29 protein-coding genes, 1 tRNA gene and 1 pseudogene are annotated in these 26573 nt (G+C 70.3%); 11 read left to right on the forward strand and 20 right to left on the reverse strand.

What is annotated here, in order from left to right:
- Nucleotides 1-23 precede the first annotated feature (23 nt).
- Nucleotides 24-860 carry an SWIM zinc finger family protein gene (locus C4T78_RS19085; protein ID WP_107916103.1) on the reverse strand — a complete coding sequence of 279 codons (837 nt, stop codon included), beginning with the start codon at nt 858-860 and terminating at the stop codon, nt 24-26.
- Between the two features lies 1 nt (nt 861).
- Nucleotides 862-3561 carry an SCO1167/SCO6262 family helicase gene (locus C4T78_RS19090; RefSeq protein ID WP_093350117.1) on the reverse strand — a complete coding sequence of 900 codons (2700 nt, stop codon included), beginning with the start codon at nt 3559-3561 and terminating at the stop codon, nt 862-864.
- Between the two features lie 235 nt (nt 3562-3796).
- On the opposite strand from C4T78_RS19090, the gene C4T78_RS19095 reads away from it, so the two are divergent.
- Complete coding sequence (locus C4T78_RS19095) at nt 3797-4630, forward strand: metalloregulator ArsR/SmtB family transcription factor (protein ID WP_093349527.1); 834 nt, start codon at nt 3797-3799, stop codon at nt 4628-4630.
- Nucleotides 4618-5187 carry a dihydrofolate reductase family protein gene (locus C4T78_RS19100; protein WP_093349530.1) on the forward strand — a complete coding sequence of 190 codons (570 nt, stop codon included), beginning with the start codon at nt 4618-4620 and terminating at the stop codon, nt 5185-5187. Before C4T78_RS19095 ends, C4T78_RS19100 begins: the two co-directional genes overlap by 13 nt.
- A gap of 71 nt (nt 5188-5258) precedes the next feature.
- Here the strand turns inward: C4T78_RS19100 and C4T78_RS19105 are convergent, their stop codons facing one another.
- The gene (locus C4T78_RS19105; protein ID WP_093349532.1) at nt 5259-5756 is read right to left on the reverse strand and encodes a carboxymuconolactone decarboxylase family protein; all 498 of its coding nucleotides are present in this window, start codon (nt 5754-5756) and stop codon (nt 5259-5261) included.
- Between the two features lie 142 nt (nt 5757-5898).
- Here C4T78_RS19105 and sigJ point away from each other — a divergent pair, with 142 nt between their 5' ends.
- Nucleotides 5899-6786, forward strand: a complete 888-nt coding sequence (gene sigJ / locus C4T78_RS19110; protein WP_093349535.1) for an RNA polymerase sigma factor SigJ — start codon at nt 5899-5901, stop codon at nt 6784-6786.
- 122 nt (nt 6787-6908) lie between these two features.
- Here sigJ and C4T78_RS19115 read toward each other — a convergent pair whose 3' ends face one another.
- Both C4T78_RS19115 and C4T78_RS19120 read right to left on the reverse strand, forming a co-directional pair.
- Nucleotides 6909-7163, reverse strand: a complete 255-nt coding sequence (locus tag C4T78_RS19115) for a hypothetical protein (RefSeq protein ID WP_093349537.1) — start codon at nt 7161-7163, stop codon at nt 6909-6911.
- A 102-nt stretch (nt 7164-7265) separates the two neighbouring features.
- Nucleotides 7266-7484 carry an HC3 family zinc finger protein gene (locus C4T78_RS19120; protein ID WP_235863311.1) on the reverse strand — a complete coding sequence of 73 codons (219 nt, stop codon included), beginning with the start codon at nt 7482-7484 and terminating at the stop codon, nt 7266-7268.
- Nucleotides 7485-7586: 102 nt separating this feature from the next.
- Here C4T78_RS19120 and C4T78_RS37430 point away from each other — a divergent pair.
- The 4 genes and pseudogenes from C4T78_RS37430 to C4T78_RS19135 all read left to right on the forward strand — a co-directional run.
- Nucleotides 7587-7787 (forward strand): annotated as a pseudogene (locus C4T78_RS37430) (helix-turn-helix domain-containing protein); the annotation flags it as partial.
- 96 nt (nt 7788-7883) lie between these two features.
- Nucleotides 7884-8447: a DUF5753 domain-containing protein gene (locus C4T78_RS19125; RefSeq protein WP_235863315.1), complete on the forward strand. Its 564-nt coding sequence runs from the start codon at nt 7884-7886 to the stop codon at nt 8445-8447.
- Between the two features lie 5 nt (nt 8448-8452).
- The gene (locus tag C4T78_RS19130) at nt 8453-8635 is read left to right on the forward strand and encodes a DUF397 domain-containing protein (protein ID WP_309599283.1); all 183 of its coding nucleotides are present in this window, start codon (nt 8453-8455) and stop codon (nt 8633-8635) included.
- A gap of 194 nt (nt 8636-8829) precedes the next feature.
- Nucleotides 8830-9483, forward strand: coding sequence for a hypothetical protein (locus tag C4T78_RS19135; protein WP_093349546.1), 654 nt, complete (start codon nt 8830-8832; stop codon nt 9481-9483).
- Between the two features lie 19 nt (nt 9484-9502).
- Here C4T78_RS19135 and C4T78_RS19140 read toward each other — a convergent pair whose 3' ends face one another.
- The 11 genes from C4T78_RS19140 to C4T78_RS19190 all read right to left on the reverse strand — a co-directional run bounded on the left by C4T78_RS19140 (nt 9503) and on the right by C4T78_RS19190 (nt 18473).
- Nucleotides 9503-10651 (reverse strand): ABC transporter substrate-binding protein, encoded by a 1149-nt coding sequence (locus tag C4T78_RS19140; protein WP_093349549.1) that lies wholly within the window; start codon nt 10649-10651, stop codon nt 9503-9505.
- Between the two features lie 117 nt (nt 10652-10768).
- A complete protein-coding gene (locus C4T78_RS19145) occupies nt 10769-11824 on the reverse strand; it encodes an MDR family NADP-dependent oxidoreductase (protein WP_093349552.1) in 1056 nt (351 codons plus the stop codon).
- A 149-nt stretch (nt 11825-11973) separates the two neighbouring features.
- A complete protein-coding gene (locus C4T78_RS19150) occupies nt 11974-12414 on the reverse strand; it encodes a pyridoxamine 5'-phosphate oxidase family protein (RefSeq protein ID WP_218161528.1) in 441 nt (146 codons plus the stop codon).
- A 235-nt stretch (nt 12415-12649) separates the two neighbouring features.
- On the reverse strand, nt 12650-13117 hold the full coding sequence (locus C4T78_RS19155; protein ID WP_143185766.1) for a hypothetical protein: 468 nt from the start codon (nt 13115-13117) through the stop codon (nt 12650-12652).
- Nucleotides 13118-13268: 151 nt separating this feature from the next.
- Nucleotides 13269-13342: transfer RNA gene (locus tag C4T78_RS19160), tRNA-Leu, on the reverse strand.
- Between the two features lie 91 nt (nt 13343-13433).
- Entirely contained in the window at nt 13434-14561 is a 1128-nt protein-coding gene (locus C4T78_RS19165; RefSeq protein WP_107916102.1) for an ATP-grasp domain-containing protein, read from the reverse strand.
- A 308-nt stretch (nt 14562-14869) separates the two neighbouring features.
- Complete coding sequence (locus tag C4T78_RS19170; protein WP_093152701.1) at nt 14870-16192, reverse strand: NAD(P)/FAD-dependent oxidoreductase; 1323 nt, start codon at nt 16190-16192, stop codon at nt 14870-14872.
- Between the two features lie 335 nt (nt 16193-16527).
- Nucleotides 16528-16962, reverse strand: coding sequence for a type II toxin-antitoxin system VapC family toxin (locus C4T78_RS19175; protein ID WP_093349557.1), 435 nt, complete (start codon nt 16960-16962; stop codon nt 16528-16530).
- Complete coding sequence (locus C4T78_RS19180; RefSeq protein WP_093349559.1) at nt 16944-17324, reverse strand: hypothetical protein; 381 nt, start codon at nt 17322-17324, stop codon at nt 16944-16946. The genes C4T78_RS19175 and C4T78_RS19180 overlap by 19 nt, the downstream gene beginning before the upstream one ends.
- 91 nt (nt 17325-17415) lie before the next feature.
- Complete coding sequence (locus C4T78_RS19185; RefSeq protein ID WP_093349561.1) at nt 17416-17997, reverse strand: DinB family protein; 582 nt, start codon at nt 17995-17997, stop codon at nt 17416-17418.
- Nucleotides 17998-18041: 44 nt separating this feature from the next.
- On the reverse strand, nt 18042-18473 hold the full coding sequence (locus C4T78_RS19190) for a VOC family protein (RefSeq protein WP_093349563.1): 432 nt from the start codon (nt 18471-18473) through the stop codon (nt 18042-18044).
- Nucleotides 18474-18557: 84 nt separating this feature from the next.
- Between C4T78_RS19190 and C4T78_RS19195 the strand changes: the two genes are divergently transcribed.
- On the forward strand, nt 18558-19487 hold the full coding sequence (locus C4T78_RS19195) for a helix-turn-helix transcriptional regulator (protein ID WP_093349565.1): 930 nt from the start codon (nt 18558-18560) through the stop codon (nt 19485-19487).
- A gap of 114 nt (nt 19488-19601) precedes the next feature.
- A complete protein-coding gene (locus tag C4T78_RS19200) occupies nt 19602-20411 on the forward strand; it encodes an ArsR/SmtB family transcription factor (protein ID WP_093349568.1) in 810 nt (269 codons plus the stop codon).
- Nucleotides 20412-20434: 23 nt separating this feature from the next.
- On the opposite strand, the gene C4T78_RS19205 is transcribed toward C4T78_RS19200, so the two are convergent.
- On the reverse strand, nt 20435-20911 hold the full coding sequence (locus C4T78_RS19205) for a GNAT family N-acetyltransferase (protein ID WP_177247496.1): 477 nt from the start codon (nt 20909-20911) through the stop codon (nt 20435-20437).
- Between the two features lie 29 nt (nt 20912-20940).
- Nucleotides 20941-21696, reverse strand: coding sequence for an SAM-dependent methyltransferase (locus C4T78_RS19210; RefSeq protein WP_093349573.1), 756 nt, complete (start codon nt 21694-21696; stop codon nt 20941-20943).
- Between the two features lie 106 nt (nt 21697-21802).
- Between C4T78_RS19210 and C4T78_RS19215 the strand changes: the two genes are divergently transcribed.
- Entirely contained in the window at nt 21803-22561 is a 759-nt protein-coding gene (locus tag C4T78_RS19215; protein WP_093349576.1) for a nucleoside/nucleotide kinase family protein, read from the forward strand.
- Between the two features lie 17 nt (nt 22562-22578).
- On the opposite strand, the gene C4T78_RS19220 is transcribed toward C4T78_RS19215, so the two are convergent.
- Together C4T78_RS19220 and C4T78_RS19225 are read right to left on the reverse strand one after the other, a co-directional pair.
- Nucleotides 22579-24162, reverse strand: a complete 1584-nt coding sequence (locus tag C4T78_RS19220) for a WD40 repeat domain-containing protein (RefSeq protein ID WP_093349578.1) — start codon at nt 24160-24162, stop codon at nt 22579-22581.
- Between the two features lie 68 nt (nt 24163-24230).
- Nucleotides 24231-24941, reverse strand: a complete 711-nt coding sequence (locus C4T78_RS19225; protein WP_235863383.1) for a uracil-DNA glycosylase — start codon at nt 24939-24941, stop codon at nt 24231-24233.
- Nucleotides 24942-25050: 109 nt separating this feature from the next.
- Here C4T78_RS19225 and C4T78_RS19230 point away from each other — a divergent pair, with 109 nt between their 5' ends.
- Nucleotides 25051-26523, forward strand: a complete 1473-nt coding sequence (locus tag C4T78_RS19230) for a S10 family peptidase (RefSeq protein ID WP_093349582.1) — start codon at nt 25051-25053, stop codon at nt 26521-26523.
- The last annotated feature ends 50 nt before the right edge of the window (nt 26524-26573 follow it).

Genomic DNA, 26573 nt, shown 5'->3' on the forward strand with positions numbered 1-26573 from the left:
ACCCCCTCGTCGGCTGGGACGGGCTACCGAGCAGCCGTACCGTCCACATCGGACAAAAGGCTCCGAGCGCGCTCCGCCGCGCCGACGGCCAACGCGACAAGCGCCGCGTTGTCGACCGGCGCTTCGATCTCGACGTCGGCCAGCAGCGGCGCCAGATCCAGCGGCGCGGCCAGCACCGGGCCGGGCTCCTCCGGCAGCGGGAGCACCGGGGCCGCCCACGCCTCGGCAGCCGGAGTTCCCGTCCCGCCTTCCTCGGCCTCCGCGCCGTGCCGCGCGTTGCGGCGGTGCAGTTCCTCGGTCAGCTCGTCCTCGGCGCGGCCGCGCAGCAGGAGCAGCACGAACGGATCCCCGTCCAGCAACCAGGAAACCTGGTAGGCCAGCGCCGCCGCGTGCTTGCACGGGCTGTCCCAGCCCGGGCAGTCGCATTCCGGTTCCAGGTCGCCGTAGCCGGGCAGCAGCCGCGCGCCGACGTCGTCGGCGGTGTCGGCCAGCTCGACCGGCATGTCGCGCTCCAGCAGCGCGGCGATGTGCCCGGCGCGGCCCGCCACCTCGTCCAGGAACCGGTCCCAGCGCGATCCGGACAGCTCGGCGAGGTGCACCTCGGTGCGGTACGGCTCGTCGGGATCGCCGTCGTGCACCGGCGCGGTGATCCGCCCGGGGCTGACCGTGATCGCGCCGACCTGCCCGGCGAAGGCGTACCGGCGGCCCTTCTTCAGCTGCTCCGGGTCGAGGGCGGTGCGCTCCATCGCCTCGATCCACGCGTTGCCCCACCAGGTGTCGGCGAACTTCTTGCCGTACCGCTTCCCGGGCGGGAAGGCCGGGAAGGTCAGCGCGCGCACCGGTTCGTCGTCCCAGGTCATCTCAAGCACTCCTCAGTTCCACCAGGCGGTGCAGCTCGGCGTCGGAGAGCTCGCTCAGCGCCGCCTCACCGCCGATGATCGCGTCGGCCAGTTCCTGCTTGTGCGCCAGCAGTTCCGCGATGCGCTCCTCCATCGTTCCCTGCGCGATCAACCGGTGCACCTGCACGGGTTTGCGCTGGCCGATCCGGTGCGCCCGGTCGGTGGCCTGCTCCTCGACGGCGGGGTTCCACCAGCGGTCGTAGTGGATGACGTGGTCGGCCCGGGTCAGGTTGAGCCCGGTGCCCGCCGCCTTGAGCGAGAGCAGGAACACCGGCACCTCACCGGCCTGGAACCGGCGCACCATCTCGTCGCGCTGCGCCACCGGAGTGCCGCCGTGCAGCAGCTGAGCCGGTATCCCGAGGTCGGCCACGTGCTTCTCCAGCAACCGGGCCATCTGCACGTACTGCGTGAAGACGAGCACCGCGCCGTCTTCGGCGACGATGGTGCCGAGCAGTTCGTCCAGGGCCTGCAACTTCACCGAACGAGCAGCTGAAGCCACGTTTTCCTTGCGGTAGTGCGCCGGGTGGTTGCACACCTGCTTGAGGCCCACCAGCAGCTTGAGCACGAGGCCTCGCCGCGCGATCTCGGTCGTGCTGTCGCGGATCTCGGCCATCACCTCCCGGACCACCCGCTGGTACAGGTCGGTCTGCTCGGCGGTGAGCGGAACCAGGTGGTCGGTCTCGGTCTTGGGCGGCAGTTCCGGCGCGATGCCCGGATCGCTCTTGCGGCGCCGCAGCAGGAAGGGCCGCACCAGCCGGGACAACCGCTGCGCGGTCGGAGCGTCGCGATCCTCCTCCACCGCCCGCCCCCAGCCGGCGCGGAACTCGCGCATCCGGCCGAGCAGCCCGGGCGCCGTCCAGTCCAGGATCGCCCACAGCTCGCCCAGGTCGTTCTCCACCGGTGTGCCGGTCAGCGCCACCCGGACCTCCGCCGGGATCTCGCGCAGCGCCTTCGCCGTGCCGCTCGTGCGGTTCTTGACGTGCTGCGCCTCGTCGGCGACGACCATTCCCCAGCGGTGCGCGGCCAGCTCCGCCGCGTCGACGCGCATCGTGCCGTAGGTGGTGAGCACGAAACCGCTGTCGGCACCGGCAAGGGAGCGCACCGAACCGTGGAAGCGGCGAACCGGCGTGCCCGGCGCGAACTTCGCGATCTCGCGCTCCCAGTTGCCCAGCAGCGACGCCGGGCACACCACCAGCGTCGGTCCCGCGGCGCGACGCAGGTGCAGCGAGATCAGCATGATCGTCTTGCCCAGCCCCATGTCGTCGGCCAGGCAGCCGCCGAAGCCCAGCGACGTCATCCGCTCCAGCCAGCGCAGCCCGCGCTGCTGGTAGTCGCGCAGCGTCGCGGCCAGCTCCGGCGGCTGCCCCAGCGGTTCCGGCCCGCCATCGGGATCGGCGATGCGGTCGGCCAGTTCACCGAGCCAGCCCGCCCCGACGGCCTCGACGCGCACGTCCTCGACCACCGCGCTGCCGATCAGCACCGCGCCCAGCCCCGAATACGCCGGGACCGGCGGCAACGCGCGTTCCCGCGCCTTGCGCGCGAGCTCGGGCCCGACCAGCGCCCACTGATCGCGCAGCCGGACGACCGGCCGCGACTTGGCCACCAGGTCCATCTCGTCGTCGGTCAGCGGTTCGCCGCCGAGGGTCAGCTCCCACGACATCGGCAACGGCCCGGAATCCCGCAGGAAGGCGGCGACGTCGTCCGGCCGATCACCGGGCGCGGACACCGAAACGCGGGCGTTGAGCTCCTGGGAGGCCTCCGGCGGCCACTCGACGTCGACGCCCATCGCCGCCAGCCGATCCGCACCGCCGCCGAGCAGGTCCACCACGTCCTCGTCGACCAGCTCCAGCTCGACGGGTTCGGCTTCGGCCAGCAGGCTTTCCAGCGGCGACCACGCACCGGCGGCCCGCCGCAGCGCGCGCATCGCCTCGAACGTCGCGCGATCACCGAAGCCGTGCGACTCCCCCGCCCACAGCGCTTCAGCGTCGATCACCCGAGTCGGATCGGCGAGATCGCGCAGCCGGACAACAGCGGTGAACGGCACCGTCGCCGGATCACCGCGCAACTCCAGCCGCAAGCTGACGCGCAGCCCCGCGTCAACACCCGCGGCGACCTGCTGCGCCCACTCCCGGAACTCCTCGACCGCAACGATCTCCTGCGCGCCGTACGGCACCGAGGCGCCTGCCACGCGTGGCATCGCGTCGGCGACGGCGTCGAAGAACTCCCGCAGCAACTCCTCGGCATCGGGCAGAACCAGCTGATCCGCCGCCGGATCCAGCGGAATCGACCGCGCACTGGCCGGAGCGGCAGCGGCCAACGCCCGCAACCGCTCGACGTCGGCGACGTCGAACGGCCCCATCCGCCACGCATCGGCGCCGCTCGCGTGAACCCCGGGCAGCACCCGCCCGCGCGCCACCATGTGCAGCGCAAGCCGCGCGGCCGCGCCCCAGAACGCCGCCGAAGGATGCCCGTCCTGCGAAACCAGCAGCGGCAACGCCTCGGCCACCGGAACCCGGCGGCCCGGCACTCGCCGCGCGACGACCTCGCCGCTTTCAAGCAGCGTCACCACCGCTTCAGCGGACGCGTCGGCCTCGGGGCCGCCGTCCGGATCGTGCAGGAAGAACGTCCCCGCACGCGGCACTCCACCGGGCTCGAACACCATCGCGCACTGCCCCACCTGCACCTCCGCATCACCGACCGTACAGTGTACCGTAAGACGCACCGAAAAGTCGGACACCACGCTGACCAGCCAGAACACGCCCGTTTTCCGAGTCGATCCGCACGGAAGCGCCGAGCCCCGACCTTCTGGCCACCCACCCGCCCTGCCCGCAGCGCGGCCGGTTCCACCACGAAATATTCCTTGACGCGAACATTCGCAGCGAGGAATACTTCTGCTCATGGACGCACCCATCCTCACCGCGCTGGCCGATCCGGCCCGTTGGCGGCTCGTGAGTCTGCTGGCCGAGCGGCCGCGCTCGGTCGGCGTCCTGGCGCAGCTCGCCGAGGCGCGGCAGCCGCAGACGACCAAGCACCTCCAGACCCTCGAGCGCGCCGGTGTCGTCACCTCCCAGCGCACCGGCCAGCGCCGCGTCTACGCGCTCCGGCCCGGTCCGCTGCGCGATCTGGCGATCGAGCTGAACCGGCTCGCCGACAGCGCGGACCGCGCCGGCGCGACCTACGACCGCTACGGAACCAGCCTCGACCAGGAGCGGCGCGCCGCCGGGGAGCCGGGTTGGGCCGACGGTCGCTCGTTCAGCTTCCACCGGTCGCTGACCGGCAATCCCGATCTGGTCTGGCGGCACCTGACCGATCCCGCACTGCTCGCGCGGTGGTGGACGCCCGACGACCTGCGCGTCTCCGAGCTCGTCTTCGAGGCGCGGCCGGGCGGGCGGATCGTCCACGAGTACCGCGACGTCGAGGACACCGGCAGCGCGGACCAGGTCGCCGGGCGCGCGGAGGGAGTCGTCGAAGCCGTCCGCCCCGGTGAGCACCTCACCTACCGGCACTCCCCGCTGCTGCCCGACGGCAGCGTCGCCTTCACCGCGCACGTCGACCTGGGGATCCGGGGCACCGACAGCGGCACCGCGCTGGACGTGACCTGGCGGATCGCCGACAGCACCGTCGAATCCGCCGACTTCATCGCCGGGATCGAGCTCGGCTTCGGCCAGAGCCTCGACAAGCTCGCAGCCACCATCGCGCACAACACCAGGAGCACCACGTGGGACGACTGATCATCAACGTCGGCACGACCGTCAACGGCGCCTTCGAAGCCCCGGCCCCCGAGCCGCACGGCGGCTGGCTGGTCACCGACCCGGACAGCATGCAGGCCGGGCTGGAGATGTGGCAGGCGGCAGATGCCATGGTGCTCGGCCGTAAGACCTACGAAGGCCTGTCGGCGGCCTGGCCCCAGCTCGCGAACGTCCCCGGCTTCGAGGCCTACGCGGCCCGGATGAACGGCATGCCCAAGTACGTCGCGTCCCGCTCGCTGACCGCGCCGCTGGACTGGAACGCCACCCTCCTCGAAGGCGACCTGGCCGAGAACGTCCGCCGCCTCAAGGAAGACCACCACGGCAACCTGATCGTCCCCTGCGCGGGCGAGCTGACCCGGGACCTCATCGCCCTCGACCTGGTCGACGAGTTCTGGTTCAACGTCAGCCCCTACCTGTGGGGAACCGGCCCCCGCATCTTCGACGAGCTCGGCCCGATCCGCCTCCAGCTCACCAGCACCACGACCTTCCCCTCCGGCGTGGTCCGCCTCTGCTACCGCCCGGCCCCAGCCGCCGAGTAGCGCGCAGCGGGGCGGAAGCTGCACCGACCTGCAGCTTCCGCCCCTTCAGCGCAGTGCTTCTCGCGATCGGCTCACCTGCTGTAGTTCTTGCCCACCGGCATTCCGGGGATCGGCTTGGCGATGAGGCCGACGGGGATGAAGAAGCAGATCTGCGAGATCGCCAGGACCAGGGTCCAGAGCGCCTTGTCGTCGTAGTGGGCGGCTGCCCGGGCGAACAGCTCGTCCGGCACGCGCTCGGCCAGGTGGTTCGGGGTGAGGACCGCCTCCACGAGCTCCAGCGCTACCCGTTCGGCAGCGGTGAAGAAGGGCGCGTCGTGCCAGGACGCGACGGCGGTGATGCGCTCCTCGGATTCCCCGGCCTTGCGCAGGAGATCCGCCTGCCGGACGGTGTGGTAGGTGCTGCCGACGACCTGTCCGGCGCGAAGCTGCACCAGGCCGACGGTGCTCTGCGGGACGGAACCGTTCCGGCTCGCCTTGACCATGGCACCGGCGATCTCGCCCAGTTCGGGGAAGAACTGCAATGGGTCGGGCAGTCGCGACTCGATCCCGCTCCGCTCGGTCGTGGTCATGTCGTTTCCCTTCTCGATCTCGGGTGTTCCGAGAACACCGACGACGCAGCCCGGCGGAGTGTGAGGCGAGGCGCGGAAGTCACAGTTCGACGCGGTGATTCGTCGGAGTCGGTGAGAGCAAGCGCGACCGAGGGAGCCCGCTGTGAGCACCGATCCGGGATTGCACGCGATCGTCCGGGAACGCCGACAGCTGATCAACATCGCCTACCGGCTCCTCGGTTCGCTGACCGACGCCGAGGACGTCGTGCAGGAGGCCTGCGCCCGCTGGTACGCCTTGCCGCGGCAGCAGCGGGAAACCATCGAGTCGCCCGGAGCCTGGCTGACGACCGTCACCGGGCGCATCTGCCTGGACCTGCTCGGCTCGGCACGAGCCCGGCGGGAGCGCTACGTGGGCGAATGGGTTCCCGAGCCGCTGCCCGATCGGTCGGAGCTCGACGACCCGGCCGACCGGATCACCCTCGACGAGTCGGTCAGCATGGCGTTCCTGATCGTGCTGGAGTCGATGACCCCGGCCGAGCGCGTCGCCTTCGTCCTGCACGACGTGTTCGGCTACCGCTTCCCGGAGGTGGCCGAGATCGTCGGCCGCACGCCGGCGGCATGCCGCCAGCTGGCCGCCTCGGCCCGCCGCCGCATCCGCGCACCGCGTGCCCCGACGACACCGACGACCCAGCACGCCGACGTCGTCAGCTCCTTCAAGCGGGCTTGGCGGAGCAACGACATCAGCGCGCTGATCGGCCTGCTCGATCCAGCAGCCACGATGGTCGGCGACGGCGGTGGCGTGGTCCCGGCCGCGCCGCACCCGATCGAAGGCGGTGAGCAGATCGCGCGCTACCTGGTCGAACTGGCCAGCCGGGCAACAGCGCTGAACCTCGCGGAGACGACCGTCAACGGTCGCCCCGGCCTGGTGAGCCGGTACGACGGCGTCACCGTGATGGTGGCGGCGTTCGACGTCGAAGGAGACCTGATCAAGCACATCTGGGCGGTGCGCAACCCGGAGAAGCTCCGCCACTGGCAGGACGGAGCGAGCTGAGTCGCGGAGTGGGCCGGTGGCCGGGCGCGGGCGGGAGGGGGCAGCGCGCCCGGCCACCGGGGTGGGCTGGTGCAGTGGTCGGGGAGGCAGCCGCACCAGCCCGGCTCGGGGCGGATCAGTGGTCAAGTGCGCAGGTGGTGGCGGCCCGTGGGTTCGTCATCCGGGTCGTACTCCGGGAATTGCGGAGGCCTCGGTATTTCCTTCTCCCGTTCGGCTTCGACCTGGGCGATGAGGTCCCAGACGTTGTAGGCGCCCTCGCCCGCTCCCGCGTGCTGCGCGCGGGAGAGCAGCGGCAACCGCAACGAGGTGGAGCTGACGATCAGCGCCGCGATCAGAATGTTGATCAGCACGAGCGCGCTCAGGTGAAGCCAGAACATGACGGAACCTTCCGTGTCGGGTTGGCGATTTCGCGCGAAATCGGCATCGGTCAGGTGTGCGGAGCGACGATTTCGCGCGAAGTCGCCACTCACCCCGCGCCATCAGGACGGGTCGGCGAGGATGCGCCAGCACTCCATGCAGGACTTCTCCCGGACCCAGTCCACCTCGGTGCGGTCGTGCAGCTGGGCCGCGTCGGCTTCGGCACCGCAGTAGGCGGCGACGGCCTCCCCTGCCGGAGTTTTCCGCGCCGCGATGGGAAATGCGTGACGCCCACCGGTGACCGGACGCCAGATGTAGGTCAGGTATTCGCTGCTCAACACGATCACTCCTTTCTGGTTCCATACTTCCGGTACCGGTAACAAACTCGCTAGTACACGATCGACGGATCATGATCGCGCCACCATTCGGGCTATGGTTGGTTCATGCCCGGTACCACCGACCACACGCCCAAGGCGCGACTACTGGGTGCTGAACTCCGCGAGTGCCGCAAGCAAAACGGACTTACCGTCCGAGAACTAGCGAGCCGAGTTGGAACCACCCACGTCACCATCTCCCGCTACGAAACCGGGACCCGAACACCCCGGCCAGAGGACGTAGCACGCATCTTGGGAACACTCGGTGTTACCGGCCCCAGATACGAGGAGATCATCGAGTTCGCTCGCACAGCGAGCGACAAGAACACCTTCGCCCGAAGTTCTCCCAGCACTCACAAGCACTTGGTGGACCTGGCCGAGTTCGAGCGATCAGCGTGCTCGATCATCGACGTCGCACCCAACCTGGTACCAGGGCTTCTCCAGACCGCGGACTACGCACGCCAGATCATGCACGGGCTCCCGGTCGAGGAGCGTGAGATCAGAGTCGGCTTGCGCATGGCCCGACGCGATGTCCTCTTCGCCAAGTCTGCGCCGACGCTCGAAGTTCTGGTCTCCGAGCACGCGCTCCGGCAACCGCTGGGCGGGAACGAACTCATGGCCGATCAGCTGCACCACGTACTTCGCATGGCGGACCTGGACAACGTGACCGTGTCTGTGATGCCGAACGGGCTCACCCGCTACACACCGGCACTCGACGGCGCGTTCGTCTTCTACGACTTCGCCAAGGCGCCGCCCATCGTCCAACTGGAGCACTTCCACGCATCGGGGTTCCTGTTCGAGGCGAAGGACATCGCCGCGTACAAGAACGCGATCAACGACCTCCGAAGCATCGCGCTGCCCAGCGATGACTCCAGGGACCTGATCAAGTCAATCGCCGAGGAAATGGAGGGTGCGTCGTCATGTCGTTAGGTCAGATGACCTGGAAGAAGTCTAGTTACAGCGGGCAGACCGGGAGTTGCGTCGAGGTCGGCGGTGGCGCTGGCATCGTCGGAGTGCGGGACACGAAGGATCGAGATGGCGGAACGTTAGCCTTCGATCGGCGGTCTTGGTCGGCTTTCCTCGGTGCTATCAAGGGTCAGCGCTTCGACCTGTCCTGACCAGTGGCGTTGCCGTTGCTGGTTTGGGTGCGGCGTACCGGGACGTTCGCGGCGTACGCAGTGCTGCGTACCCACGGATCAGTGCTGGTGATGACGCGCTGACGCCTCCTGTCGGCTGATCATTTCTCCGCGTCCGGGCCCGGGTTTCCGAGCGGGCTGACGCGAAAACTTTCGCCGACGATCCAGGAGACGTCATGTCCGCACCCGCTCCTTCGCTCCGGGGCTCCGTCCCGCTGCTCGCCGCCACGCTCGCCTACGCCGTGCTCACCGCCGCCTACGTCGTCGCCAACAGCTCCACGCCGCAGCCCGGCGCATCCGGCGACGATCTCCTGCGCTACTACGTGCGCGACCGCGGCACAGCGATCGACCTGGGCGCCTTCCTGCTGGTCGCGGCCGCCTTGCTCATGGTGCCGATCGCCGCGTTCCTCGCTCGGCTGGTTCGGCGGGAGCAGTCCGCCGCCGGGGCCGCGACGGCCTTCGCCGGTGGAGTGCTGGCCACCGCCGCACTCGCCTCCAGCGCCGCGCTCACCTGGACGCTCGGTCGGCTTCCGGAGCGGTCACCTGCGGCGCTGGCCCGCGCCTTGGCAGATCTCTCCTTCCTCGCCGGCGGGCTCGGCTACGCGGTGTCCTTCGCTCTCCTCGCGGCGGGCACCTGCCTGGCGGTCGGCGGGAAGAGGCTGCTCCCGCGCGCCTGCGCCACGACCGGGCTGGCCATCGCCGCCGCCGGTTTCGCCGCCACGCTCTTGCTCCTGGTCTTCGGGTTCAGCTACCTGCTGCCCGTCGTCCGCTTCGGCGGTACCGCCTGGCTGGTGTGGGCCGCGATCGCACTGGTCCGCTCGCGCGCCTGATCGCTCGGCCCGGCATCCGCTAGTTCAGCGGCTCCAGGTCGGCGTCCAGCGGGAGATCGGGTCGGCGCGCGTTGCTCACGATCGCCAGGTCGTGGGGATGGCGGCCGCTCGGCTGCCACTGCCCGCCGACCAGCGGAACGGTCGCGACGTTGAGGACCGGGCCGCGCGTCCAGTCCAGCGTCCCGGCGATCGTCTCCAGGCGGGCGGAGCCGATCGCGGCGGCCACCGATCCCGGATCGGTCGGGTCGTCGGCGCTGGCCAAGCAGTGCGCGGCGACCTCGAACAGCGCGTACGCCAGCCCCAGCGGCTGGAGCCACTGCCGACCCGTGCGCTGCTCGTAGGCCTCGGCCAGCTCGTCCGCGCGCATCCCGTCGAGCGAGGAGCGGTACGGGTGGCGGGGCGTCCAGTAGACGATCGTGGCCACCTTCGCGTCGGCCAACGAGCCCTGGAACGGGTAGGCGAGCCATCGCGAGCAGGTGATCAGGCGGGGCCGCAGACCGCGCTGCACCGCCTGCTCGTGGAACAGCGCCAGGTCCGCGCTCGTCGCGGTGCTCGTGACGATCTGCGCTCCCCCGGCCAGCAATTCCGTGATGTGCCGGTGGAAATCGGCCGCGGGCTCCCGGTACCCGGCGGGGACGATGACCTCGTGACCGCGCTCGACCGCGGTCGGAACGAACCGGTCGCGGGTCCAGGACCCCTGCGGGCCGTCGTTCCACACGCAGCCGACCCGCTGTTCGCGGCCGAGCACCTCCCACATCTCCGCGAAGGTCTCCGCGATGTCGTCGATGCCCCAGCTGAAGTGGTACGTCCACCGGAACGGGCGGTCAGCGGTCGCGCCCCGGCCGTAGTAGTAGACCTGCCACGGGAACGTGCTCGAAATGCACGGGGTCGCCATCTCCTCGCAGGTGTCGGCCACCGCCGGGAGCACCCGGGTACCGGCCAGCGTCACGACCACGTCGGCGTGCTCATCGCGGATCAGCTCCCGGGTCGCCTCCCGCGCCCGCCCCGGCTCGGAACGGCTGTCCCTGCTCACCAACCGCACCTCGCGCCCACCGATGCGGCGCAGCTTCGGCGCGAGCAGGTCCATCACGAACAGCAGCGGGCTGCCGAGCTCGGACAGCCGCCCGCTGCGCGCGACGACCGCTCCGACGGTGAGCGTGGACGGCAATCTTCTTCACCTTTCGCGCGAACCGGGCACGGTCCACACCATGGCGCGCGCTCGGTCACGCCGCACGACCAGCCAGTTCCGTCCGGGTGAACGACGTCGCGTCACGGGCGCAGCGCTTCAGAACTCCACCAGCACCTTCCCGCGGTTGCCCGAGCTGCTGGTGAAGATGCTCTGGTAGGCGGCCGGGATCGCGTCGATGCCGTGGTGGACGGTCTGGTCGTAGCGGATCTCCCCGCGCCGGATCAGGCCGCCGAGCTCCTCGTGCAGCGCGTTCCAGTTCGGCTCGGTGAACCACTCCAGGACGTAGATGCCGCGGATGGTGGTCTGCGGGTACATGATGTGCTGCAGCAGGCGCGGCCCGACGTCGTCACCGTAGACCTGGTTCGACCACTGCCAGCACACGGCGACCTGGCTGTGCAGGTTCAGGCAGGTGAACGCGGCATCGGTGACAGCTCCGCCGAGGTTGTCGAAGTACTTGTCGACGCCGTCCGGTGCCGCGGCCCTGATGGCGGTGCGCACCTCGTCGACGGGATCGCCGTGCCGGTATTCGAGCACCGCGTCGAAGCCGAGCTCGCTCATGTAGGCCTTCTTCTCCGGCGAGGTGGTCGTGCCGACGACGCGGGCGCCCGCGCGCTTGGCGAGCTGACCGACCAGCGTCCCGATGCCGCCGGAAGCACCGCTGATCAGCACCGTGTCGCCGGGTTCCACCGTCAGGAACTTCGTCATGGTGCCCCACGCCGTCATGCCTGCGCCGCCCAGCACTCCCAGAGCCGTCGAGAGCGGGAGCACGTCGTCGTAGTGCCGCGGGTCCAGCTTGCGGAAGGGCGGCACGACCAGCGGGAACCTGCCCTCCCACAACGGCCCGCCCGCGCCGGTGCTGACCAGGTGGCTGCACCAGCCGCCCCAGCCCTGCACGAGATCGCCCACCTCGAACCGCGCACGCGGGCCGGCCTGGACGACCTCCATGATCGAATCGGATCCAGCGGTCTCTCCGACCGGCAGGTTCAGGGTGATGCCCTGCTGGTAGGCCTCGACGGAGACGTACTTGGTCTCCAGCAGCATCTCGTCGTCGGCGAGGTGGACCTCGACGTCCTCCACCGCCTTGCCGTAGATCCGGTCCACGTCCGGCACGCCGTCGACGTGCTCCCGGATGACCCACTTCTCGATCTTCACTCCGGCTCCTCTCCTCGGACTGAGCACCGGCGACACGGGTGGAGCCGGTGGCCGTCGGGTCAACTCTGCGGCTCGACGCGAACACCGGTGAAGACGCGCCCTCCCGGTTGCGCGTCCACAAGTGACTGATCGGTGCGGCTGGTGCGCGGTCAGCCGAGCTTGCCGTAGTCGGTGGCGCTCCAGTGCTCGGGCCGCATCCGGATGACGATGTAGTCCACCGCCATCCCCCGAGTGCTCTCCAGGTACTTCTCCACGTCCGCCGGTTCGAGGTAGCGGCGCGCCATCGCCTCGCGCACCCCGGAATCCACGTGCTCGTCGATGGCGACCACCGGGCCCTCCACGCTCACGTACCGCGGCGGCGACGCCGGATCCTGCGCGCACAAGGTGAATCGCCCCGACTCGCGGATGAAGCGGGTCTTGAGGTTGGCCTGCCCGGTGATCACCGCGACGTCCCCGCCAGGCTGGTAGTCGTACCAGACCGGGGTCTGCAGCGGAGCTCGGTCACCACGCGAGTCGTGGACCGCGAGCACCCCGATCCACGGTTCGGCGAGAAAGGCCTCTCGTTCGGCGGCTGACATGGCGACGTCCACGCGAACCCTCCTTGGGCGCCCGGTCCGGGCGAATAGCACGAGCCACTCACCGAACTGCCTACCGCGCGCGAGGTTCCGCTGCAGTTCCAACCGAACAAAGCACCCGCCCGTGGTTTCAGCGAGCCCCGCCCAGCAGGACGACGAGGACTGTGTTCCGGTACACCGACGAGCGCCGGGCGTGCGGCTGAGCGGCCGTCTCCGACTCGAACGGGGCCCCGGCGGGCAGTCCCGCGACCTATTCGTCCATTGTGGATTCCGATGGTGCCGGGCGGGCGCGCTGCCTGCGCCAGGTGGTGACCATCGCGACCACCGACGCCGAGAACAGCGCGGCGAACAGCAAGATCAGCGGGTTCACGAAGGCGGGCACCGATTCGTAGCCGCGGCAGCCGGTGTCACTCAGCGGCCAGTCGATGATCGGGTGATTGTCCAGGAGGTCGTCGCTGAGGGTGCACGGATCGTCGGCGTCCAACCTGAAGGAGGTCGCCATCCTGGTCATCCCGTAGCCGACGGTGGCCGCGCAGAGCAGTGCGGAGCCGATGCCGAGCCGCGCCCAGAGCCCGGGCAGGCGCCCGGCGCCCGGGGATTCCCGGACGGCGGTGACGATGACGCTGATGAGGCAGCCGACACCGATGGGGAGCAGCAGCCACCAGGTGCTCACGACGAGGAGGACGGCGACGAACGCGACCGCCAGAACGGATTCCACGGTCAGCAACCTATCCACGATCACGGACACCGCGGAGCCGAACGGGAGCAGGCGCTGCCGCACTCCGCCTGCGCGGAGCCACCGCCGGCCGCCGACCCGCCCACGAAGCGGAAAAACCGGCGAAACACCTGTTCAGGAAACAGGCCGGAAGTGCCCCCGGTCGGGTTCGAACCGACACTTGGACGATTTTAAGTCGTCTGCCTCTGCCAGTTGGGCTACGGGGGCCGGTGGTCGGCGCGGGGCCGACCGCACCACTACGACGCAGGAGTGCCCTGATCGGTTCCCGGTTCCGGTAATTCGCACCTGGTCGGTTGGTTCACCAACGGCCCCACCCGCCGGGCGCTGCCGCCAGGAGCTCCTGGAAGCGGGTTCGGACCCAGTCGTGGACGGCGGTGGAGACCGCGGTCGAATCCGCGCGGTGCTCGAACCAGCGCCAGTCGCAGTTGACGTTGACCTCCAGGAACACCCAGTCGTCGCTGACTCCCAGCAGGTCGAAGCCCGCCACGCTCAGGCCCCAGTTCCGGCACAGCTCGAGCAGGCGCTCGGACAGCTGCTCGGGGACCTCCGCCGGTTCGACCACCACCGAGTCCGGGTCGACCCACAGCTGCGCCGGGTCCAGCTTCTGCACCTCGAAGCCGATCGTGCGCTCGCCGACCACGAAGACGCGCAGCTCGCGGTCCGCCTCGACGTACTGCTGCACCAGCACCGGCGCCGGTTCGCGGGTCTCGCCGGAGCGGCGGATGTCCAGCGGCTGCGGGAACAGCCCGCGCAGCGCGCCGGGCTCGGGTTCGAGCAGGTGGTGGCCGGCCGTCTTGACGATGCAGCGGCCACCGCCGGGGCGGCTGCGGCCGGGCATCGTGGTCACCGCGGTGCGGGGCACCCGCAGGCCGACCGCGGCCGCGTCCTGCAGCTGGGTGAGCCGGTCGAGGTGCTCGCTCACGCGCACCGAGTTGACCCGGTCCCAGTCGTCGCGGCAGGACAGCCAGTTGGCCACCGCCCGCCACTGCTCGCGGACGTAGGCGCCGTGCACGGTGGTCGGATCGGCGGGCACCGCGTCGATGTCGAAGTGCCGCCGCCAGACCAGCAGCGGGCGCAGCAGCCAGCGCTGGAACTCGATCAGTGGCGTGTCGGTGTAGATGGTCAGCGGCAGGTCAAGGCAGCGATCGGCGTCGATGCGGACCATGCGGATGTCGTGCTCGGCCAGCGCCAGCGAGAGCTGGTTCATCTCCATGTCCGCGGCGCGGGCCAGCACCAGCACGCACGGCACCGGATCGCCCGGCTCGTCGACGACCATGTCCGCGCCGAACATCCGCTCCTGGAAGTCCAGCGGGGTGTCGGGGGCGCGGAAGAAGTAGTCCTGGCCCTGCAGCAGCATCGGCGTGGGGCGCAGCGACGGCTCGGAGAAGCCCCCGGAGTCGGTGGGCTGCCCCTCGGCCGATGCCATGGTCAGTCGTCCTTCTTCCGGAAGACCTTGGCCGCCTCGCGGTAGTCGGCCGCGAAATCGGCGAGCGGACCCTCCTCGACCGCGCCGCTGCGCAGCAGCGCAGCCAGTTCCTTCAGCGTCAAGGGATTCACCCCTTCCCCCGCATGACGCACCCATTTAGGTGAACACCTAGGCACAGTCTTCGATTACTCGCTACGGGCTGTCAAGAGTAGCTGATCAACAAGTAGCCCGCGCGGAGCAGAACATCAGCGCAAGAAAGCCGCGTGCCGGCTGCGACACGCGGCTTCGTCGCTGTTGCTCCCGGCCGATCAGCTCTCCGCAGCCCGCTCGAAGGCGGCCCGCGGGTTCTCGATCTGACCCATGGACACCACTTCCCGCTTGAACAGGAAGGCCAGCGTCCAGTCGATGATGATGCGCAGCTTGCGGTTGAACGTGGGCATCCGGCTCACGTGGTACGAGCGGTGCATGAACCACGCCACGAAGCCCTTGGCCTTGAAGCCGTAGACGTCGGCGACGCCCTTGTACAGCCCCATGCCCGCGACCGAACCGGCGTAGGCGTGCCGGTACTCGCTGGTCTTCTTGCCGCGCAGCGTCGACAGCACGTTCTTCGCCAGCTGGTTGGCCTGCCGCACCGCGTGCTGGGCCGACGGGGCGCAGGTCGCGCCGGGGTTCTCGTCGGTCTTCGACAGGTCCGGCACCGCGGCGCAGTCACCGGCGGCCCAGACGCCCGGCAGGCCCTCGACCTGCAGGTGCGCGCTGGCCTTGACCCGGCCGCGCTCGTCGAGCGGGAGGTCGCTGTTCTTCAGCACCGGGTTGGCCTTGACGCCCGCGTTCCACACCAGCGTGTCGGTGTCGAACTCGGTGCCGTCGGACAGCACCGCGTGGCCGCCCTCCACCGACTTCAGGAAGGTGTTCAGGTAGACCTTGATGCCGCGCTCTTCGAGGGCGTTGACGACGTAGACGCCCATCTTCTCGCTGACCTCGGGCATCACCCGGCCGGCGGCCTCGACGAGCACCCAGGACATGTCGTCGGCCTTGATGTTGTCGTAGTAGCGCGTCGCGAAGCGGGCCATGTCCTCCAGCTCCGCCAGCGCCTCGACACCGGCGAAGCCGCCGCCGACGAAGGTGAAGGTCAGCAGCCGCTTGCGCAGCTCCTCGTCGTCGGTGTTGGCGGCGGCGTCCATCTTGCCCAGCACGTGGTTGCGCAGGTAGGTCGCTTCGCCGACGGTCTTGAGCCCGATGCCCTCCTCGGCGAGGCCGGGGATCGGCAGCAGTCGGGAGACCGAACCCAGCGCCACGACGAGCACGTCGTAGCCGATCTGCTCGGAACCCGTCTGCGGGTTGTCGACCGTGACGACCTTCTGGTCGTGATTGATCTCGGTGACAGCGGCGGTGACCACGTGGCACCGCTTCAACACTCGTCGCAGTGGCGCTACCACGTGGCGGGGCTCAACGTTGCCCGCTGCCGCTTCCGGGAGGAAGGGCTGGTAGGTCATGTGCGGCTGAGGATCGACGACCGTCACGGAGGCTTCCCGGCGCCCCAGCTTCTTCTGCAGCTGAAGTGCCGTGTACATGCCGACGTAACCGCCGCCGAGGATGAGAATCCGCGTGGGATCGGATTTACCAGCCATGCTTCACATGGTCGCACCACGGACCGTGTTCGCGCTGCGCCGACCCCCCTTAATGTGACGCCAGTCGCGGGTGGCTTCGATCACGGTCAACGCGCAGTACGCGGTCAAACGCGCTGTGTACGCACCCTGGAGGGGTGGTGTGCGGTGGCGTCACGACGACACCACCGAGGTGTCATGAGGGCTGGTTCCAGCCACCCTACCGAATCTTGAGCCGCAATGCCCAAACTCAATCGGATATGTCCGATTCCCCCGGATCCGTTCACCGGACGTTCACCCCGCCCGATCAGCGATAAGGCCGCAACGCGATCCCGGAAAGCCAATCGCGCCTTTCGCCGCTAGACGTGGTGGACGACGACTCGTTCGTGCTTTGGTCGTTCCGGTTCGTCGACCAGTTGATTCAGATCGTCCGGGTCGCTGGTCAGGATCACAACCGGGCGCGCGAGTTCCAGGGCCGTCGCCGCGACGACTGCGTCGATCGCGCAGCGATGGCCCGACATTCCCGTGGCACAGAGCAGTTCTCCGGCTGCGCGGGCGATTTCGGCCGACACGGGCACGATGGTGATGCGCGAGAGCACTCGGTGCGCCAACGCGTCCCGGCCGCCGCCGCGGAGCACTTCGGTCAGGGTGATCGCACTCGCCACCACCCGAGCTCGCCGTGCCCGTGCGACCTCCAGGTACGACCGCGCCCGCGCATCTCCGCTCGCCAGCTTCGACAGCCCCTCGCTGTCCAGCACCAGCGTGCCGCCAGCCGCTACTCGGTGTCCGGCCATGCCGCCCGCGCCTCCGCCAGGAGTTCTTCCGGAACCTGACCGTGTTCCGCGTCGAGCAGGCCGGACAGTTCGGCCAGCAGGTCCAGTTCGAGCTGTCTGGCCACCGCGTCCGTCACGTACTGGCTGAACGCACCGCGGCCCACCCGGCTTTGCACTGCGGCCGTCAGCTCCTCGGGCATCGACACGCTGACCTTCCGCGCACGCCCCAGCGACCGCACGTTGCTCGACGAGCCCGCCGACGCGGCGTCGTCCTGTGCGGGCTCGTCGAACTCGCGATACTGGCTCAACAGCAGAGCCAACCGCTCGGTGAAATCCCTCCCCCGCTCAAGCCCGCCCGCGGGATCGTTCGGCAACGCACTCATGACGAGGATGCTACCGACGGTGGTAACTCCGCCGCCACCTGCGAAGAGGCCGCGGAACGAAATTCACTCCAGCGTGTTGCCGAACCTCGGATCAGGCCTCCGCCGCCACGCGCTCCAGGCGGGCGCGGTAGTCCGCCCACCAGGCCTTGTCGGCCGGCGGCATGTTCTCGTTGCCGTTGACCATGCCGACTTCACCGTCGATGAGCTCGCGGACGATGTCGGCGTGCCCGGCGTGCCGGTCGGTTTCGGCGATCACGTGCACCAGGATCCGGTGCAGCGTCGCCTCGTTCCGGTCGGCGGGCCACCACGGCACCCGGCCCCTCGCGTCCAGCTCCAGGGCCTCGATCGTGGCGTCCGAGTGCGCCCACGCCCGGTGGTAGAAGTCGACGACCCACTCGCGCGACTGGTCGGCGGTCGCCCACATGTCGGCGTTGAGCTCGGCGTCCTCGGCCAGCCAGGGCAGCGGCTCCGGGAACGGCCGGTCGAACACGACGCCGAAGTACCCGGCCTCCATGCTGGCGACGTGCTTGACCAGGCCGAGCAGGTTGGTGCCCGTGGGCGTCAGCGGGCGGCGGACGTCGTACTCGGAGAGGCCGTCGAGCTTCCACAGCAGCGCTTCGCGGCCGGATTTCAGGTAGCGCACCAGGTCGGCCTTCGGATCGAATCCCGTCATGCCGCGGAATCTGCCACGGCGGTCCGACAACCACCAGACCCGGATCAGCGCGCAGCAGGTGGCTTTTCGCCAAGAACTGCCAGGTAGTGCGGGTTGTGCATCACGCCGAGGACGTTTCCCCACGGATCGACCACGGAGGCGGTGATGAAGCCCTCGCCGCGATCGCGCGGCGCGTCGTGCTCCCTCGCGCCCATCGCCACCAGCTTCGCCACGACCGCGGGCACGTCGTCCACGTGCCAGAACACCACTGCGCCCGCCGGTCCGCCGATGGCGTCGGGCGAAGGCGTCCGAGCCAGCTCGGTGCCGGCGTAAGCGCTGTCGATGACGCCGAACTCGTGCTGGTGGTCCCCGACGCGCCACTCCAGGTAGCCCGGGGTGTCCAGGTACGGCGGAATCCCGAACAGCTCCGCGTACCAGCGCTTGGTCGCGGGCAGGTCCGGGGAGTAGAAGGAGGCCGTCGTGAGCCCTCGCAGCATTTCGGTTCCTCTCTCGCGGTTCCCGGCCGAGCTTGGCGGCCAAAGTGCTCACCGACCGAGCACTTTTCCTGCGAACATCGGCCCATGCGCGCTGACCGCCTCGTGGCCGCCCTGCTGCTGCTCCAGGCCCGCGGCCGGATGACCGCCGCCGACCTGGCCGAAGAGCTGGAGGTCTCGGTGGCCACCGCGCGCCGCGATCTGGAGGCGCTGTCCGCCGCGGGCATCCCGGTGTACCCGCAGCAGGGGCGCGGCGGCGGGTGGTCGCTGGTCGGCGGCGCCCGCACCGACCTGAGCGGGTTGAACGCCGCCGAGTCGCAGGCGCTCTTCGCGCTCCTCGGGCCGGCGAGCTCCGCTGCACCCGAGCTGACCTCCGCGCTCCGCAAGCTCATCCGGGCTCTGCCCGCGACGTTCCGCGCCGATGCCGAAGCCGCGGCGGCGGCCGTGGTGTCGGACCCGGCACGCTGGGGCGAGCGGAGCCGGAAGCCGCCCGAACTCCTCGAACGACTCCGGAACGCCACGGTGCGCAGGCTCAAGGTCCGGCTGACCCACGGGAGTTCGGCGGAGCGGCTCGTGGATCCGCTGGGGCTGATCGACAAGGACGGGATCTGGTACCTGATCGCCGACACCGAAGCCGGTCGGCGGACGTTCCGCGTCGACCGCATCGCGGCGGCGACGACCGCGGAGCAGCCCGCGGAGCGCCCCGACGACTTCGACCTCGCCGCGGAGTGGCAGCGGGTCGTGGCGGATGTCGAGCAGCGGCGCTCGCTCGTCTCGGCCGTGGTGCTGGTCGACGCAGAGCTGTTCCCGGTGCTGTGCAAGCACTTCGGGCGGCATTGCGATCCCATCGGCGCGGAAGCCGGACGTGTCCGGGCGCGGGTGACCGCGCACCTGGCCCGGTCCCTCGCCGAGCAGCTGGCGGGCTGGGGCGCCGCGGTCGAGGTGCTGGAACCGGAATCCGTTCGCCGCGAGCTCGCCAGGATCGGCCACGACCTCACCGAGCGCTACGCGACCTGAAGCCACGCGGCGGCTCCGCTGACGGGTGAGGTGCGGGCCCGTTTTGACGTGCAGCCGTTCGGCTGCCTATGCTTCAGGCAGCCGAACGGCTGCATTTCAAGGCGTGCGGGAGCTATGGACGAAGTATTCAGAGCGTTGGCCGACCCGAACCGGCGTCGGCTCCTCGACAGCCTCAACGCCCAGAACGGGCAGCGGCTGCGCGAGCTGTGCGACGGCCTCGACATGGCCCGGCAGTCGGTGAGCAAGCACCTCGCGATCCTCGAGGAGGCGAACCTGGTCACCACCGTTCGCCGGGGCCGCGAGAAGTGGCACTACCTGAACGCCGCACCGATCAACGCGATCGCGGACCGCTGGATGCACCGCTACGACCGGCGGCGCGCAGCGGCACTGGCCGATCTCAAGCAGGCATTGGAGTCCGCACCGATGAGCGAATCAGCTTTCAGCTACACCACTTTCATCAAGACGACCCCGGAACGGCTGTGGCAGGCCCTCACCGACCCGGCGTTCACCCGCCGCTACTGGGGAGTCGCGTTCGAGACCGACTGGCGCCCGGGATCGACCATGACCTGGGAGGAGAACGGCCAACGCATCGCCGATCCCGCGCAGGTCGTGCTGGAGGCCGATCCGCCCCGCCGCCTCTCCTACACCTGGCACACGCCGACCCGGGAGTGGGCAGCGGGCGCCGGCATCGACGACGAAACGCTCGCCGCGCTCGCCGCGGAGAGCCGCTCGAAGGTCACCTTCGAGATCGAACCGCACGGGCAGACCGTCAAGCTCACCGTGATCCACGACGACTTCCCGGACGGCAGCACGATGCGCCGGATGGTCAGCACCGGCTGGCCCCACCTGCTCTCCGACCTGAAAACCCTCCTGGAGACCGGCGAAACGCTGCCCCCGGTTCCGGACGAGGCCTGGCAGAGCTGACCAGGCCGACGAGCGCTGCGGAACTACGCGGTCAGCGGCAAGCGGTACTGCTGCTCCGGCTTTCCCGTCCGCGGATGCGGCGAGGGAGCCCCGCTCGCCCGCCAGCCGCCAGCTTCGTAGAGCCGGACCGCGCGGTGGTTGTCGACGTAGACCTTCAGCTGCGCACGGGTGAAGCCGCGCGCTGTCAGCTCGGACGGCAGCGATCGCAGCAGCGCGGCCCCCACCCCCGCGCCCCACGCGGAGGGCCGCACACCGACGTACCTCACCTCCGCCGCCGAGCCCACCGGTTCGACGGCGGCGAACCCGAGCGCTTCCTCCCCCGCCACTGCGACGAGCAGCAGCGACCGGGGAGACCGGTCGAGCACGCCCCGGATGATCGGGCGCGCGAGCTCCGGCGAAGCGACCTCCGGGTCCCGATCGCGCGCCGCCGTCGCCTCCGCCCAGATCCGTGCCGCGTCGTCGACGTGGGTCCGCGTACCGTCGATCACCCGCACGTCCACAGTGCGCACCTCCACTGAATCTTCGCGGCTCAGCCGTGCTGCGGAAGACGCTGGAGCAGGAGGGTGACGAAGCCGAGCACTCCGCGGTAGCCGCGCAGCCAGCCCGCGCGGTGCTCGCGCGCTGCCGCGAGCGCGGCTTCCGCGTCCGGGTGGTCGGGGTTGTCGAGCGCCCAGCGGGTCAGCGAGCCGGTCCAGGACCACTCGTAGTCGTCCCACTCCCCGAGCTCGCTGACGTGCGCGTACACCGGCGTCCAACCGGCCTTCTCCGCGGTGTCCACCGTGCCTGCGAGGTCCTGGAACTCCTCCGGCGTCCCGCCGAGTGCCTCCAACGTCGCCGCATCCGGCGGCCGTTCCCAGAAGCCGTCACCGACGATCACCGCGCCACCAGGTGCGACGTGCTCGCCGATGGCCTGCAACGTCTCCGCCAGGCCGCCGAAGATGTGCGTCGATCCGACGCACATCACCAGATCGCACGCCTGCGGCGGCCGGTACTCCCGCGCGTCCCCGCGCACGAAGCTCACCCGGTCGTCGAGCCGGCGCTCGCGAGCGGATTCCGCTCCCCGCCGCAGCGCTGGTTCCGACATGTCCACCGCGTGCGCCCGCGCGGTCGGATGTTCTTGCAGGGCACGAAGAACCCACTCCCCCGCCCCGCAGCCGAGATCGAACACGAGGGCGTCCGGCGGACACGCGGCCCGCTCGATCAACCGCCCCATGTTCGACGTGCTGATCGGGGTGGCGACGGGATGATCGGCATGGGCCAGAGCGCTCAAGGTGTGACGATCCATCCGACCAGCATGATCACCGGTGCGGCCGCACGCACCTGATTTAGCGGGCCGATCCCCGTCGAGCGGATCTTCCGCGCTGCTGGGCCGACCGACTAGCTTCACCGCCATGAGCTCACCGCGGGCAGCCGTGCACCACTCCGCCTCGTCCTGGCGGCAGCCCTGCCCGCCAGCGGCTTCCGCCGAGCGCAGCGCGCTGGTCGAGGAGATCGCGAAGCGCGTGCTGGCACTCGGACCGGGGCGTCTGCTGGTGGGGATCGACGGTTTCACCGCGGCCGGGAAGACGAGCTTCGGGCACGAGCTGGCCGCGTGGATCAGCAACGCGGGGCGGCCGGTGCTCCGCGCGACTCTGGACGACTTCAAGAAACCGTGGCGGGACCGGCACCTGTACGACCGCGAGTCCGGCGAGGGCTACTACCGCAACGCCTACGACTACCCGTCGGCCAGGCGCCTGCTGCTGGATCCGTGCAGGTCACCGGAGGCGACATCCGCAGCGCTGTGCAGCATCGACCCGCTGACCCAACGCGACCACTCCGCCGAGACGGCACCGCTCGACGCCGATTCGGTGCTGATCGTGGACGGCGTCTTCGCCTTCCGCCCGGAGATCGACGAGTACTGGGACTTCCGGATCTGGCTGCAGATCGACGCGGAGCTGTCCGTCCAGCGCGGCGGCGAGCGGGACCAGGACTGGGCGGGCTCCGAAGCGGAGTCCATCCACCGCAACCGGTACCTGGTGGCCGAGCGCATCTACCTCCAGGAGGCCGATCCGCTCCCGAGGATGGACGTCGTCATCGACAACTCCGTGTTCGCCGACCCGCAGCTCCTGTCCACCCGCGATTTCGCCGACCCGGGCAAGGTCGGCGAATGACCCGCGCCCGGGCCTGATCAGGTCCAGCGCAGGGGCCAGCCGAAGCGGCGGTCGACGCTCCAGGTCAGGGCGGTGTCGAGAGATCGCGGGTCGTCGTGGTCCTCGACGATGTCGGCGAGCCGGTCGTCCTCGACGCCGAGCCACGACCCCGGCTCGTCGGCAGCAGCGTCCTCCGCGACGTCATCGCTCGGGAAGGTGAAGTCGCCGAGCACCTCGCCGGTCTCCACGGAGACGAAGCGCAGCACCGTCGTCCCCAGGGCGATCAGCACGTCGTCGGCTCCCCACAGCAGGCCGCCGGTACCGGCCGGTACCTCCAGGGTGCGCACCAGCTCCGGCGTGTCGGTGAGCGAGTGCACCTCGACGGTTCCGGCCGCCGTCAGGGCGGCGGCCCGGTCGCCGTCCGGCGCCCAGCACCACGCCGCGGCGTCGACGTGGTCCCACCGTGGGAGGGCGATGTCGAGCTGGTGGCGGAGCTCCCCGCCGTCGTAGATGATCACGGCCGGTCGCGCGCCCGCGTCGTTGCCATCGCGGATGGCCACCGCGAGCCGGGCGAGCGCGCCTCGCCGACCCAAGTGCAGGGTCGGTTCGCCCGGGTGCTCGGGGAAGGTCGCCAAGCGCTCACCGGTCAAGCCGTCCCGGATGACCAGCTCTCCGTGCTGGTGGGCGAGGAACCGCCCGTCGGGGCTCCACGCGGCGGGCATGCCGACCGTGCCGACGCGCAGGCAGTCACCGGCCTGCGCGATCCAGGTCAGCTGCCTGGTCCCCGCGTCGATCGAGAGCGCCGTGCCGGAACGGTCCTGCCCGTAGATCCGGGCTCCGTCGCTCGACCACGCGACCCACCTCGGCGGCTCGGGGCCGTACTCGCGGTCCGCCATCACCTCTTCGGGGAGGAACTCCGCCATCGGCTCCGGATCCGGTTCCTCGCCGTCGTGGTACCCCGGGTCCTGCTGCAACGGGGCCACGCAACCCGGTACGCCCTCGTCGTCGCCGCCCACGGAGATGTACGCGCGGAGGCCGTCGGGTGCCAGGGCGAACGCGGGCGGCCTGCCACCGCCGTTGGTCACGTCTGCCGAGGCGATGGGTTCGGAATCGTCCCCGAACGGATCCCAGGCGCCGACCATGTTGGTGCAGAAGGACATCGCGATCCGCGCGTTGTCCGCGGACCACTGGATCGTGCGTTCGCAATCGGGCCAGCCGAGCCCGCCTTCGATCGAGGGGAGCGCGTTGACGCACCGCCCCGTGGCGACCTCCCAGATCTGCAGGACACCCGGGTCCTCGCCCCAGCTGCCGGTGGCGAGGTAGCGCCCGCAGGAGCTCAGCGCGCACGCCGAGATCCCGTCGAAGTGGTGGTGCGGGTGCTGCGGCCGAGCACCGAGCGCGCGAAGCCGCGCGGTGGCGAAGCGGTGGGCCTCGGTGATTCCGCGCTTCCGCTCGACCGAGTCGAGCAGCTCGCGCAACGGCACGAGATCGCGGGCGGGCACGAACGCCGACCAGTCCGATTCCTCGAGCGCGCGCAGGAGATCCGCCGGTTCGGAGCTCAGCGCTGACGGATCGGCGAACGGTCGGGTCGAGGCCGCGTTGAGATGCTCCCGGGGATCCATGGCCGCGGACGCTAGCGGCTCATACCGACACCACCGCTTCCGGGCCTCGCTGCGGGGAGCGCCGGACCTCACCCCACTCCCGCCAGCTCCTTCGCCCGCTCCAGGACGTTCCTGATCATCGCCGGGGTGAGCCTTCCGGTGAAGGTGTTCTGCTGGCTGACGTGGTAGCAGCCGAGCAGGTGCAGGGGTGCTCCGCCGTCGGTGGCCCGGAGTTCCACGTGGGCTTCGTGGCCGAACTTCGGGCGGGGTCGCGGGACCTCCCACACCGCGTCCGCCAGCACCGGCAGGAGGGCCTGCCAGCCGAAGGCGCCGAGGACGATCACCACTCGCAGCGTCGGGCGGAGCAGGTCCAGCTCGCGGACCAGCCACGGGCGGCAGGTGTCGCGTTCGGCCGGGGTCGGCTTGTTGGCCGGTGGGGCGCAGTGCACCGGGGCCGTGATCCGGGTGTGGAAGAGCTCCAAGCCGTCGTCCAGGTGGTGAGCTTCGGGCTGCGAGGCCAGACCGACGTCGTAGAGCGCCTGGAACAGGACGTCGCCGCTGCGGTCGCCGGTGAAGATCCGGCCGGTGCGGTTGCCGCCGTGCGCGGCGGGGGCGAGGCCGACGAAGCCGATCTCGGCGTCCGGTGGGCCGAAGCCGGGCACCGGGCGGCCCCAGTACTCCTCGTCGCGGAACGCCGCGCGCTTGACCTCGGCCACCTCCTCGCGCCAGGCGACCAGGCGCGGGCAGGCCGTGCAGCGGGAGATCAGCTGGTCCAGTTCGGTCAGCCGGGTGGCGGTCAGGGCGGCGGCGGCCGGGTCGCCGACCGGGTCGGCGATCAGCTTGGCAGGCGTGTTGGGCACCTCTAAAAAGTCTCAGAAAACCGCTGCGGCGGCACGTAATGTGGTCGGCATGGCAGCCAGCGCGGACAAGACCGACGAGAGCAAGGAAACGACCACCCCGGCGGAGCCGGTCGACGACCTGGTCAGCACGCACCACACGATCCGAGCGGCAGGCGGCGAGCTGTCCTACACCGCCACCACCGGGCGCGTCGTGCTGCGCGAAGAGGTGCACACCGACGGCAAGTTCGACGGGTTCAAGCCCAAGGCCGAGGTCTTCGTGACCTCCTACGTCGCCGACGCCGAGCCCGGCACCACCCGGCCGGTGACCTTCGCGTTCAACGGCGGCCCGGGCTCCTCCAGCGTGTGGCTGCACCTCGGGCTGCTCGGCCCGCGGCGCGTCGTCTCCGGGGACGCCGGTGACCTCGCCCCGCCGCCCTACGGGCTGACCGACAACCCGGAAACCCTGCTGGCGCACAGCGATCTGGTGTTCATCGACCCGGTGTCCACCGGCTACTCGCGGGCCGTCGAGGGCGGCACGCCGGGCGACTTCCACGGCTACAAGCGCGACATCGAGTCCATCGCCGAGGTGATCCGGCTGTGGACGACCCGCAACGGGCGGTGGATGTCGCCGAAGTACCTGGCGGGCGAGTCCTACGGCACGCTGCGCGCGGCGGCGCTGGCCGAGCACCTGCAGTCCCGCTACGGGCTCTACCCGAACGGCCTGCTGCTGATCTCCTCGGTGCTGGACATGGGCACGATCCGGTTCACCGACGGGAACGACCTGCCGTACGCGCTCTACCTGCCGACCTACGCGGCGATCGCGCACCACCACGGCAAGCACGGCGACCGGCCGCTGCGCGAGGTGCTCGACGAGGCCGAGGAGTTCGCCGCGAAGGACTACCCGTGGGCGCTGGCCCGCGGTGCGCGGCTGTCCGACGAGGAGCGGGCCGAGGTGGTGCGCCGGGTCGCGGCGCTGGCCGGGCTCTCCGAGGACTACGTGGAGCGCGCGAACCTGCGCATCGAGCACATCCGGTTCTTCACCGAGCTGCTGCGCGACCGGCGGCAGACCGTGGGCCGGATGGACGGCCGGTTCACCGGCTGGGAGCCCGACGCGGCGGGCGAGCACTTCACCGACGACCCGAGCATCTCCGGGATCCTCGGGGCCTACGCGGCGTCGATCAACCACTACCTGCGCGAAGAGCTCGACTACACCAACGACCTGCCCTACGAGATGATCAGCAGCAAGGTGCAGCCCTGGTCGTACAAGGAGTTCGAGGGCGCGAGCGTGTCCGTCGTGGACAAGCTCGGTGCGGCGATGCAGGCCAACCCGCACCTGCGCCTCCACGTCGGCTGCGGCTACACCGACGGCGCGACGCCGTACTTCGCGGCCGAGCACGTGCTGGCGCGCCTGCCCATCCCGGCGGAGCTGCGCGAGAACATCGACGTCCGCTACTACCCGGCCGGGCACATGATGTACGTCCACGAGCCGTCGCGGCTGGAGCAGTCCGCGCACCTCGCGGAGTTCGTCAACGCCCGTCCGTAGTGGACACGACCGAGGCCCCCGGGCGCGGGGCCTCGGTCATTCCCCGCGCA

The sequence above is a fragment of the Saccharopolyspora kobensis genome (assembly GCF_900108315.1).
Lineage (GTDB): Bacteria > Actinomycetota > Actinomycetes > Mycobacteriales > Pseudonocardiaceae > Saccharopolyspora > Saccharopolyspora kobensis.